An 11,387-nucleotide genomic window follows, 5' to 3' on the forward strand; every position below is an offset into this window, starting at 1 on the left:
ACGCGACAAGAAGAGCCGGGGTAAGTTGAAATATCAGCTATAAAATTATGACTGAAGAGAATTTAAACAGGCTCTTAGTCCTTAATAGCCGGGTCATCAACTCTTTTAACCAAACGGATAAAATAAACTGCTCCAGCAGTATTTCCCGGAATGGATTGAAATTTAACTCTTATATGATTTTTACCTTGAACCATTGAGCTAGGTATCTTATATCTTATATCTTGAAATTTAGATTGATTCCATCGCCCTGTATTATCCTCAGTCAGAAGCTTTTCATCATCAATGTAAATATCAAATTTGCGTCCTCCCCATTCTGCACCCCAATAACGAACCATTAAAGACAACTCAGTTTCCGCATTAGTTTTCATTTCGTAGCTGAAGTAACCTTCCGAAGATGCTTCACGGAAAAATTGTTGGTTTGCATTGCCTGTTCTTGACTTTTCTTGTAGTATTTTGTGGTCGGTTTCGGGTTGTTGTTCGCCCGGAGCGACAAAATCAACTGTCAGTTTTTCGAGGATTATCTTTTCCTTTTCGATAGTCGATAAAGAGTCAATATATGTCTGATACCCTTTGTTGGTTAAGGTTAGCCAGTACATCATGTACCTTGCGTCATGGATATTTGCAAAAGGTTCCAGTTTTATATCAATAGAATTAGCCGCTTTGATATTTGCTTTAAAGTGTAAAGGTTCATTCTTAATGGGAACTAATTTGCTCGTGATGTTTTCCATATCATCAACTATCAGAATGGGGGCTTGGTCCACAGGCAGCAATTTCCCACTTGGATATTGCCCCCAACGTCCATCGCCTGCGATAAGCCCTCGTAAATCCTCGGTGCCGGTTTTTGCTCCTAACAATATGGGACCATGCATAAATGCGATATAATTGGGAACATTTGGCAAGTGCTCAATGGTACTTCGCATAGGCAGTTCCACTTCCACTACATCACCTTTATTCCATTTTCTGTCAATACAAATATATGATGAAGGAAGAGCAGAGTAGTTCATGGATTTTCCATTCACAGATACCTTTAAAGCACCTTTATCCACCCATCCGGGATATCTGATCATTAGTTTAAAGGGGGATGATGCTTTTGTCACAGTCAGTTTTGTGCGCTCTTCGTAAGGAAAGTTTGTTTCCTGCCTGAGCGATATTTTCTTATTTTTCCAATTAAGTTCTGATGCAATAAACAAGTTTACGAATAACGAATCATCCGAATGAGTATAAATAAACTGGTTGTATTTACTGTGGTTTTCCATGCCGGTACCTACACAACACCACATTGCTTCGTTGGGTGCAGAATATACCCTGTAGTGGCGCGGACGGGCAGAAGTAAAATATACGTATCCACCATGTTCAGGATGTTGGGTAGATAAAATATGGTTGAAAACAGTACGTTCGTAATAATCTGCATAGTGAGCTGATGGTTGCATGCGAAATAAATCTTCAGTCAATTTTAACATATTGTAAGAGTTGCACGATTCGGGGCCATCAACGTCATTGATATAATCACTACACGAAGTTACGCTTGGAAAATGTTCTCTCCGGCTGTTACCACCAAAAGCTAAAGAACGGTTTCCTGTGATCGTTTCCCACGAAAAGCGGCTGGCATTGGTATATTTTGTGTCTCCACTAAGTTCTGCTATTCTGGCAAAACCGATGAATTTGGGTATTTGCGTATTAGCGTGTTTGTTGTCAAGATTGTCAATACCTTGTGATAAGGGATCAAGAAGTATGTTTTGTGAATACCTTTTAGCCGCGACTAAATATTTTTTATTTCCGGTAATCTGATAAGCATCGGCAAGAATCTCATTCATACCACCGTATTCCATTTTAAGTACCGTCTGCATTTGTTCTTCATTCAGGTCATCCGTGATGCTAATGGCCCAGTCGCAGAACTTAAGAAACAGCGTTTTTGCTTGTTTGTTATTACAATAAAGCCAGGCATCTCTGAGGCCGGCATACATTTTATGCAAATTGTAAAATGGTGCCCATGCGGAATTATAGATACGGAGATCACCTTTTTTGAAAGTCGACCACAGATTCTTACTATTGGGAAAGCCACCGATATAACCAATTGCCCATTCTGTATTGTTAATGGCATTTGCTTCAAGGCATAGTTGAAGCTCCGAAATCATATATTCCATACGCCGTCCACATTCCTTATTGCCTGTTGCAGCATAATTCATTGACATAGCCGAAAGGTAATGCCCTGCCACATGGCCGTCAAGACCATCCCAGTTGGGATAGGTTTTCTTTCTCTCGGTCAATCCTGCTTCTTTGCGGTAAGGCGCCAGCAAACGGTCAACGTCATATTTGAGCAGGACTTCAATATTTAACTCACGGGCATGTTTGAATACTCCGTCAAGTAACTTCACATCCGTTATAGGGAATTCATTTTTGTATAATTTTTCCTGAGCGTTAGTAGGCGTTAATAACAATACTAACGCACAACTTAATAAAAGAAATTTTTGTTTTATCATTTTATTCTTATTTATAATAGAAACATTGATTCTCAAACCAGATGTATTCTCAGTTTTATTATATGTTTTGAATTATTTCAGTGTTTCCGGTGCTCCCAGATAGCTCGGTTGCAATCCGCCGGTATTGATTTGGATTTTCTCAATTACGATTCCCGGATCTAGCGGACGGATGCGAAGTGTATGTTTTCCTTCTTTTGCTAATAAATGATTAGAACGGGATTCGATAATCGGATTTGCCTGCCACTTGCCAAGTTCGCCCTGATAATGCCCATTGAAATTAATAATTTGTTCTTTATCTCCGTCAAGGCAGATTGCATATCTTAATCCTTTATTATCGTTGAAATTAAGGGTAGGGGCGAGTAAAAGTGTGACTTCTACGCTACCTGCTTTTTCTATTTCAATATCATATTCCAAGCACATTTTATCTGGAGTTTTAGTGACGGGAAGAGTCGTTACTCCTGATAATGTCTTTCCAAAATCGGGGATAAGATTCCATGTCGTTTCACCTTCTGCTATTGCTCGTGTGAAGTGCTCTGCTTCGATAGAAATATATCCGTTTGTCTCTATGAAAGTATACGTTCCCGCCTGTTCCGGAACTCGTGTGATCTTAGGCATTATTTGTTTGGGAGGATTATTCCATGAAGTATAACCTATATGAACTTGATCCATTAGGTGGTTCCACTTCCCTTTAGACATCACTTTATGGTAATAATGGGTTAGTAGAGAATCCCGCTCATAGCAGGCTACAACTTTGTCGGCCCATCGGTTAGCTTCCGTCTTTTGTTCGGCAGCAAGACGTTGGTTTTGGGCCTGTGCGTAATACATGTTGTACAAGTTGGCGCATGCTTGTACCGGAAATAAAATTAGTTGGTCGTATGCGTCTTTGTACGAGGCCGGCATTAGAAATCCTAGATTATGTGCATCCAATGCCAACAGATTATATTCATTTACTACCCGTTCCCATTCGTTATAATGAAAGCTGTATGTTTGGGCATTTAAGAGTTCCGGTGTCACACGACGATTGTATTTAGCATATTGGGAAAGAATACGGGCAGCTTCTTTCGCATATTTCTCACCGAATTGTTGGGCGCAGAAATCTTCTGTATGTCGTTGTAAGTTTTGGGCATTGAATTTTTCCGGATTCCATGCCATATCCAAGAAGAATGTAATAGGATATTCCATTGGTTTCAAGTCTCCTACATTTACAATCCATAGTTTACGTACTCCATATTCGTAGGTAAGATTCATTTGTTCCCATACACGTGGAATCGGACTGATATTGATCCATTTGGAGTTTCGTGGAGCTCCTACGTAGTCGAAATGATAATACATGCCATATCCGCCCGAACGTGGTTTTTCGTTTAGGTTAGGGAGCTTGCGCACATTGCCCCAGTTATCGTCACATAAGAGTAGAGTAATATCATCCGGTACTCGCATCCCTTTATCGTAATAGTCTTGTACTTCTTTGTAGAGCGCCCATACCTGTGGGGTGTTTTTAGCTTTTTTCTTGGTGACGGTTTCGATAATTTTTCGTTGGTCTTTGACGATATTTTCCAGTAGTGAGATATTGGCGCCTTCACTCATAGGCTCGTCGCCGTCACCACGCATACCTACGGTAACAATGGTTTCCCAATTTTTTACACGTTCCATTCCGGAAGTCCAAAAGTTACGAAGTTCTTTAGCGTTGTGATTGTAGTCCCATTCACCTTTTCCACGACGTTTCCAGTCTTGTTGTGCCAGTGCCATCGGTTCGTGATGAGAGGTGCCCATTACAATTCCCATCGTGTTGGCTAATTCTCCATTTTGTGGATCATCGTCGTAAAATGCGCTTGCCCACATGGCAGGCCACATAAAGTTACCTTTCAAACGCAATACCAACTCGAAGACATGTTTATAAAATTGGCTGTTGAATCCTCCGAACTTTTCTTGAGACCAGCTCCCCAGGCAAGGCCACTCGTCATTCAGGAAGATTCCCCGATATTCCACTTTCGGTTCTCCATCTGTGTATGTACCTGGTTTGATGTATATGTCCGTTTGTTTCTTGACGGGTACGTCTGCCCACCAATACCAGGGCGAGACTCCGATTTGTTTGGACAGTTCGTAAATACCGTAAATTGTTCCCCGTTTGTCACTTCCGGTAATTACAAGTGCTTCATCCACTCCTTCCAAAGGAGCGGTAACAACTTGCAGGATATATTTTTCGTTTTTGCCTTCCAGCTCTTTTCTATCTATTTTACCGGAGACTATTAATTTTTGTATAAGTGGAGTTTGAAGGGTACCTATTAACAGGCATTGCTTGTCACTAGCCTTTGTGTTGATTTCGGATTGGCTATCGCAGACATTCAACAAATCCTGTTGTAGATTATCAATAGCCATTTTAACTCCTTTGTCTTCGTTTATATCCATCAGAATAGAACAAGGCTTTCCATTTTTTATTAATGGGAAATGGTGGTCAGCTGGTGTGAAAATAACGAATGTATCTGCTGCTGATATTAAAAGGCTGATTATTGAAAAATACAAGAATAGAAATACCTTCTTCATGGTTAATAAATAAAAAGGTTAATCATAATTTATTTTCTTGTTTACAAAGGTAGGACATCTTAAAATAGAATGTACAAAGAAGATGTTTCTATTCCATATAACCGGTGTTACAATGTTATTCTGTACGTTTCATATTGCTTTAGAGGTGTTACATCTTGCTTATTGTGAGTATATAGATACTAAGAATGTTGATATGCATCAATAGCCTTTTTTACTGACCCATGAAGTAAAAGGAGTTTTTGCGCACGGTCATGGTCCAGTCCTAATTCATCCATAATCATCTGCGTCCCTCTTTCTATAAGTTTATGATTGGTCAACTGCATATTCACCATCTTATTTCCTTTCACCCGTCCTAGTTGAATCATGACGGAGGTACTAATCATATTCAGAATCATTTTCTGTCCGGTGCCTGATTTCATCCGGGAACTGCCTGTCACATATTCCGGCCCTACAATCATTTCGATGGCTACATCCGCTTCTGCTGCCATTGGAGAATCGGGATTACTGGTGATACAACCTGTCAGGACACCGTGTTTACGGGCTTCCCGCAAAGCACCGATTACGTACGGGGTAGTGCCGGAAGCGGCAATGCCGATAACGGTGTCTTTTTCGTTGATCTGGTGTTCGACGAGTTCTTCCCAGCCGCGATTTTCATCATCTTCGGCTCCTTCTACCGGATTGCGCAGGGCTGTATCGCCTCCTGCAATCAGTCCGATAATCCAGTTGGGAGACATACCGAAAGTAGGAGGAATTTCGGAAGCATCCAATACTCCCAGGCGACCGCTTGTACCGGCCCCCATATAAAAGATGCGTCCGCCTTGTTTCATGCGGGGCACAATCTGATTGACAAGCTCTTCAATTTGTGGAATAGCCTTTTGTACGGCTAATGCTACTTTCTGATCTTCCTGGTTGATATCTTCTAATATCTCTCGCACAGATTTCTTTTCCAGATGATCGTAAAGTGACGGTTGTTCGGTTATCTGCATTTTTATAATTACTGGTTATAAATTACAATAGGTAAAAGAATTATTGTTGATGGTATTGAATCAGTCCTTCCATCGGACTTTGAAGAATCTTACCGATCTGAATACCTGTTGTTTGCGCAGCTTCCTGCAAAACCTCCTTGTAACAGTGGGCTACGGAACCAATAAAATGTACCGGATATTGCTTATAATCATATTGCATCACGTTTCTGCGGAGAAAAGCGATGAAGCTGTTGAGTACTAGTGAGCGGATAGCCGGTTCTTCCAGGTGTTGTGCAAGGAAAGGGGAGAAACTAGCCAGAAAACGGTTCGGGAAAGGCTGGCGGTAAACGCGGTCGATGATTTCGGGAGCCGTCAGGCCGAACTGTTTTAAGAAAGCTTCTTTGATGGCGGGTGGGAGCTGGTTTTTCAGTATATCGCCTACCAATAGTTTTCCTAAGACTGCGCCGCTTCCTTCATCTCCCAAGATGAATCCAAGAGGGGAGATGTTGTTGACAATCTCTTCACCGTTGTAGAAACAGGAATTGGAACCTGTGCCGAGGATGCAGGCAATCCCGGCTTCATGTCCGCATAGTCCGCGGGCAGCGGCAAGCATGTCCGAGTTGGCTTTGATATTTCCGATTACAGGCAGGCTGTCGGCGATAGCCCGCCGGAGGAAGGGAGCCCTTTCGGGAGTGCATCCTGCACCATAAAAAAAGACGGAGTTGATTGTTCCTTCCGGTAGTTGTGGCAGAAGGGAATGTGTCAGCTCTTGTTGAATCTCTTCTTTTGATTGGAAGAAGGGATTAATTCCCTTCGTTCCCATTCGTTTGACTGGGGTGCCGTTGGAAACGATGCACCAGTCGGTTTTGGTAGAACCACTATCTGCAATGAGTATCATATCTTAATGTATATTTTCTTTTTGTATAATATATAACCTATTGACCAGTTGAGTAAGACAAAGAGGATGGCATAGGCAAGAGAGCCTCCTTCATTCCCGAAAATGGGTTGCAGGATGCCGACATAAAAGGCTTGCTGCAAGGAAGCGCTTTCTCCCTGGTAAGTGACGGTAATAACGCCTAGCAGAATGGCGAGAACGTCTGCCAGCACATAGATAAAGAGCGGATTCACTCCGAAAGACTCAAAGAAACGGCTCCATCTCTTGTATCCTTTGATGTCGATTATCCAAACCAACAAAGCCAACAGGCTGGAACCCAACCCGCAAGTGACCACAACAAACGTGGGCGACCACACCTTCTTGTTAATCGGACATCCGTAACTCAGCAGAAACCCGACAAAAGTAAGAATAGTGCCTATCAGGAAAAGGCGTTCGAGTTTGACGTGGATGTCTTTCGTCTCCATCAACAGTTTGCCCACACAGAAACCTATCAGAACATGAGCAACCGAAGGAACGGTGCTGAGCAACCCTTCCGGGTCGATGGGATGTCCCTGATACATATGGGCGGCTCCTAACACAAAACGGTCGGCAATGGAAAGGATGCTCGTTTCGTCGCAGGCAAAACCATTGCCGGTGATAAGGATTACAAAATAACCGGCCAATAACGCAACAATCACATAAGGGATGTACTTGTGCCTGACAAGCAGCGCAATCAAAGCGGAAGCACCGTAGCAAAGCGCCAGGCGTTGCAACACTCCCAAAATCCGTATTTCACTGACCGCAAACGCTCCGTTGCCATAACAATACTGAAAAAGACAATTCACCGCCACTCCGATAAGGAAAATAAGGCAGGTTCTTTTGACAATCTTGAGAGCGGCGGGAGTACCGAATGTGTAATTGTACTTTCCGAGCGAGATGTAGGTCGAAATTCCCATGATAAACATGAAAAAGGGAAAAATCAAGTCTGCGGGAGTAAGTCCGTTCCATTGTGCGTGCCGGAGAGGGGCATATACATATCCCCAAGTGCCTGGAGTGTTCACTAAAATCATACCTGCGATGGTGAGGCCCCGCATTACATCGAGTGCCAGCAGGCGTCTGTTGCTTGTTGCATTCATAGTTGTTGTTTTTTAGATGTTAAAAACAAAAGTAATATAATATTAAAATAAAATAGGATTGTTTTCGGAAAAAAATCGGTTGGAGGCGGATTTAATAGAAAGAAAGGGATATGACATTTGTACAGTTATATATGGCTACTTGCTGTTAATATGTTTGTTTTTTACGTTTATGACAACTTTTTTTATGCATTTCTTTTGCAAATTAAAATATGTGTGTATTTTTGTGGTATTTAAATGTAATTATTATATGTTATGAATGTAGATAGACCTGTATTGACAAGAGTGAAGTGCTCGCTTTTTCTGTCTTTAGGAAAAAGGGCGAAATACTTCTGCTTGGTTTTCATTTTGTTAGGTAGTGTCGCGACAAATGCTGTTTATGCCCAGCAAACGGTGACAGGAGGGAAAGAAACGGCTCGTTCTCCGCAACGCACGGTGTATAAAGGTATTGTAATTGATGAAGACGATTTGCCGTTGGCAGGTGTGAATGTGACCTTGAAGGGTGATAAGAGCATAGGGGTTACTACCAACGAGAATGGTCATTTCCAGATAGCTCTTCCCGAAGGAAAGAATGTGCTGGTATTCTCTTACATCGGTATGGCGTCTCAGGAAGTGCGTGTGCACGAAGGAAAATCGGTGACGGTGCGTATGTTGCCGGACGCGCAGCAGTTGGGCGAGACGGTGGTGACCGGTATTTATACCCGGAAGATGGACAGTTTTACCGGTGCTGCTTCTACTTACAAGGCAGAGGAACTGAAAGCAATAGGCAATCAGAATATCCTTCAGAGTTTGAGTGCCTTGGACCCCTCGTTCGTAATTGCTGAAAACAACTTGGCCGGAGCCGACCCGAATAGTATGCTGGACATCAGTATCAACGGAAAAACAAGTATCAACGGTCTGTCGGACACGTACGGAACCGACCCCGACCGGCCGCTTTTCATTCTGGATGGTTTTGAAACAACGTTGGAGAGGATTTCCGACTTGAGCATGGATAGAGTGGAAAGCATCACCATCCTGAAAGATGCTGCCTCCGCCGCCATCTACGGTTCGAAAGCTGCCAACGGAGTTGTGGTGGTGGAAACAAAGAAACCCGAAGCGGGAAGATTGCGTTTCACATACAATGGAAACTACCAGGTGAGTTGGGCGGATTTGAGTGACTACAACTTGATGAACGCTGCTGAAAAACTGGAATTCGAGAAATTGTCAGGACGATACGGAGCGCTTGACGAAAACGGGGAAATACTGATGGATGCCAATCGCGCACTCTACTATTCGCGCTATCGCAACGTGGTAGGCGGATTGGATTCGTACTGGCTGAGCGAACCTCTGCGTACGGCTTTTGTGCACGACCATAGTTTGAATGCCGAAGGCGGTGATGCCGCTTTCCGCTACGGGCTGACGTTGCGTTATAAAAATGCAGAGGGCGTAATGAAGAATTCCGGCCGGCAGAATATCGACGGAACGGTGAACTTGGGCTATCGCATCGACCGTTTTAACTTTTCGAATCAGACGAATATCTACTATACGAAAACGGACAATAACGTTGTGTCATTCTCCGAATTCTCCAGTGCCAATCCTTATTATGCGAAGTACGACGAAAACGGTGAAGTGTACAAAGTGCTCGAAAGCTATCAGGTATTGGGAGGAACGGAGTATGCTTACAACCCGTTGTGGGATTTCCAGCAGAAAAGTTTTAATAGAGGCGATCAGTTGACGTTGAATAATAATTTCAATGTTGAGTTCCGTCCTTTCGACAAGATGCGTATCGTTGGTAAATTCGGATTTACGACCACACGTGGAAAGACGGAAGTGTTCAAATCGCCTTTTGACTCCTCCTTTACGAGTGTCGAAGAACTGAAAAGAGGTACTTTTTCACGCTCGGACAACAACAGTACGAGCTATGACGGAAGTCTGCTGGCAAGCTACGGAGATGCTATTGGCGTGCATACGTACAACTTTGTAGGCGGTGCGCAGCTTTCCGAAAACAACACCACGATGGGCGCATATCTGACGCAAGGGTATATCAGTGATAATTTCTATAATCCGAATTTCTCCAATTCCTATCCCGACGGCGGTAAGCCGAGCTCTTCGGTTGCCAAAGCACGTTCTGCCAGTTTCTATCTGAATGGTAACTATGCATATGATATGCGTTATTTGTTCGATTTTAATGTGCGTTCGGACGGTGCTTCGGTGTTTGGAGTGAATAATCCTTTCTCTACGACCTATTCGTTGGGTGTGGCATGGAACATTCATAACGAGAAGTTCTTCCGTCAGTCGAAACTGGTAAATACGCTGCGCTTGCGCTATACGTTTGGTAATCCCGGCAATCAGAATGTGGATGCCAAACTGGCAAATAACGTATATACCTATTATACCAAATATCCCAATCCGTTCGGACTGGCAGCCATAGCCAGCAAATGGGGAAACAAGAACTTGAAGTGGAAGCGTACACAGACACATAACATCGGTTTGAATGCTACCTTGTTCGACAGGCGGCTGGCCGTGGCGCTCGACTACACATTGCGCAAATCCGACCCTGAACTGATTAATGTGGAGCAGCCGACCTCTACCGGAACCTCTTTTATCCCGATGAATATCGGGGCGACCAAAAACAACAATGTTTCCATGACCCTCGGGTACGATATTATCCGCCGACGTGAACTGCTGTGGAAAGTGACCGCCAATCTGTTGCATACTACCACTACCTATTATAATATAGGCGACCTATTGGAGAAACTGAACCAGGAAGGACGTGCGGGACAGACTTTGATACGGTATTACGACGGAGCCAGTGCCACTGCCTTGTGGGCAATCCGTTCGATGGGTATCGACCCGATGAACGGAAATGAAGTGTTCCAGAAGAAGGACGGAACGTACACTTACAAGTGGGATTCGGCAGAAGAGGTGGAATGCGGCGACTCGACCCCCAAGATTCAGGGAAACTTGGGAACTACCGTACGCTACAAAGGTTTCTCGCTGGGCGTGAACTTTGCTTATCGCTTGGGTGGACAGACTGTTTTGCAAACGCTGCTGAATAAGGTTGAGAATATTAACAATGTTGCCGTACGTTACAATCAGGACAAGCGCGCCTTGCACGACCGTTGGCAGAAACCGGGAGATGTGGCCCAGTTTAAGCGAATTGATGATACGTCGGAGACGAAAATCTCTTCCCGTTTCATTGCCGACGAAAATACGTTGCAGTGTACGAGTATATCATTGGGATACGAAGATACTACTTCCGATTGGATAAAAAAGGCAGGGCTGTCATCGGTGACATTCCGTATTTATACCAACAATATCTTCCGCCTGTCTACCGTCAAGGAAGAACGAGGACTCGATTATCCTTTCTCCAGAAGCGTATCCGCTTCTTTGGGCTTACGTTTTTAACCGTTTA

General features: G+C 43.5%; 6 protein-coding genes and 1 pseudogene. 1 reads left to right on the forward strand and 6 read right to left on the reverse strand.

The genetic code is table 11. The features are described from left to right. Positions 1-74: 74 nt before the first annotated feature. The 6 genes and pseudogenes from NSB03_RS20885 to NSB03_RS09475 all read right to left on the reverse strand — a co-directional run bounded on the left by NSB03_RS20885 (position 75) and on the right by NSB03_RS09475 (position 7,996). The gene (locus NSB03_RS20885; RefSeq protein ID WP_371825049.1) at positions 75-599 is read right to left on the reverse strand and encodes a DUF6805 domain-containing protein; all 525 of its coding nucleotides are present in this window, start codon (positions 597-599) and stop codon (positions 75-77) included. After that, positions 597-2,480 (reverse strand): annotated as a pseudogene (locus NSB03_RS09455) (glycoside hydrolase family 127 protein); the annotation flags it as partial. The pseudogene NSB03_RS09455 and the gene NSB03_RS20885, both read right to left, overlap by 3 nt. Positions 2,481-2,552: 72 nt before the next feature. Further along, positions 2,553-5,021: a glycosyl hydrolase 115 family protein gene (locus NSB03_RS09460; RefSeq protein WP_024987811.1), complete on the reverse strand. Its 2,469-nt coding sequence runs from the start codon at positions 5,019-5,021 to the stop codon at positions 2,553-2,555. 179 nt (positions 5,022-5,200) lie between these two features. Next, positions 5,201-6,007 (reverse strand): N-acetylmuramic acid 6-phosphate etherase, encoded by an 807-nt coding sequence (gene murQ, locus NSB03_RS09465; protein ID WP_024987812.1) that lies wholly within the window; start codon positions 6,005-6,007, stop codon positions 5,201-5,203. A 40-nt stretch (positions 6,008-6,047) separates the two neighbouring features. Continuing rightward, entirely contained in the window at positions 6,048-6,884 is an 837-nt protein-coding gene (locus tag NSB03_RS09470; protein WP_172503585.1) for an ATPase, read from the reverse strand. Beyond that, entirely contained in the window at positions 6,881-7,996 is a 1,116-nt protein-coding gene (locus NSB03_RS09475; protein WP_024987813.1) for an acyltransferase family protein, read from the reverse strand. Before NSB03_RS09475 ends, NSB03_RS09470 begins: the two co-directional genes overlap by 4 nt. Positions 7,997-8,248: 252 nt before the next feature. Here NSB03_RS09475 and NSB03_RS09480 point away from each other — a divergent pair, with 252 nt between their 5' ends. Beyond that, the gene (locus tag NSB03_RS09480; RefSeq protein ID WP_128824392.1) at positions 8,249-11,380 is read left to right on the forward strand and encodes a SusC/RagA family TonB-linked outer membrane protein; all 3,132 of its coding nucleotides are present in this window, start codon (positions 8,249-8,251) and stop codon (positions 11,378-11,380) included. The last annotated feature ends 7 nt before the right edge of the window (positions 11,381-11,387 follow it).

The sequence above is a fragment of the Bacteroides acidifaciens genome (assembly GCF_024623065.1).
GTDB classification, from domain to species: Bacteria; Bacteroidota; Bacteroidia; order Bacteroidales; family Bacteroidaceae; genus Bacteroides; species Bacteroides acidifaciens.

Excerpts from the sequence above, each read along its gene's own strand:
- NSB03_RS09460 (WP_024987811.1), bottom strand. The coding sequence starts at position 5,021 with ATGAAGAAGGTATTTCTATTCTTGTATTTTTCAATAATCAGCCTTTTA.
- NSB03_RS09480 (WP_128824392.1), top strand. The coding sequence starts at position 8,249 with ATGAATGTAGATAGACCTGTATTGACAAGAGTGAAGTGCTCGCTTTTT.
- NSB03_RS09470 (WP_172503585.1), bottom strand. The coding sequence starts at position 6,884 with ATGATACTCATTGCAGATAGTGGTTCTACCAAAACCGACTGGTGCATC.
- NSB03_RS20885 (WP_371825049.1), bottom strand. The coding sequence starts at position 599 with ATGATGTACTGGCTAACCTTAACCAACAAAGGGTATCAGACATATATT.
- murQ (WP_024987812.1), bottom strand. The coding sequence starts at position 6,007 with ATGCAGATAACCGAACAACCGTCACTTTACGATCATCTGGAAAAGAAA.
- NSB03_RS09475 (WP_024987813.1), bottom strand. The coding sequence starts at position 7,996 with ATGAATGCAACAAGCAACAGACGCCTGCTGGCACTCGATGTAATGCGG.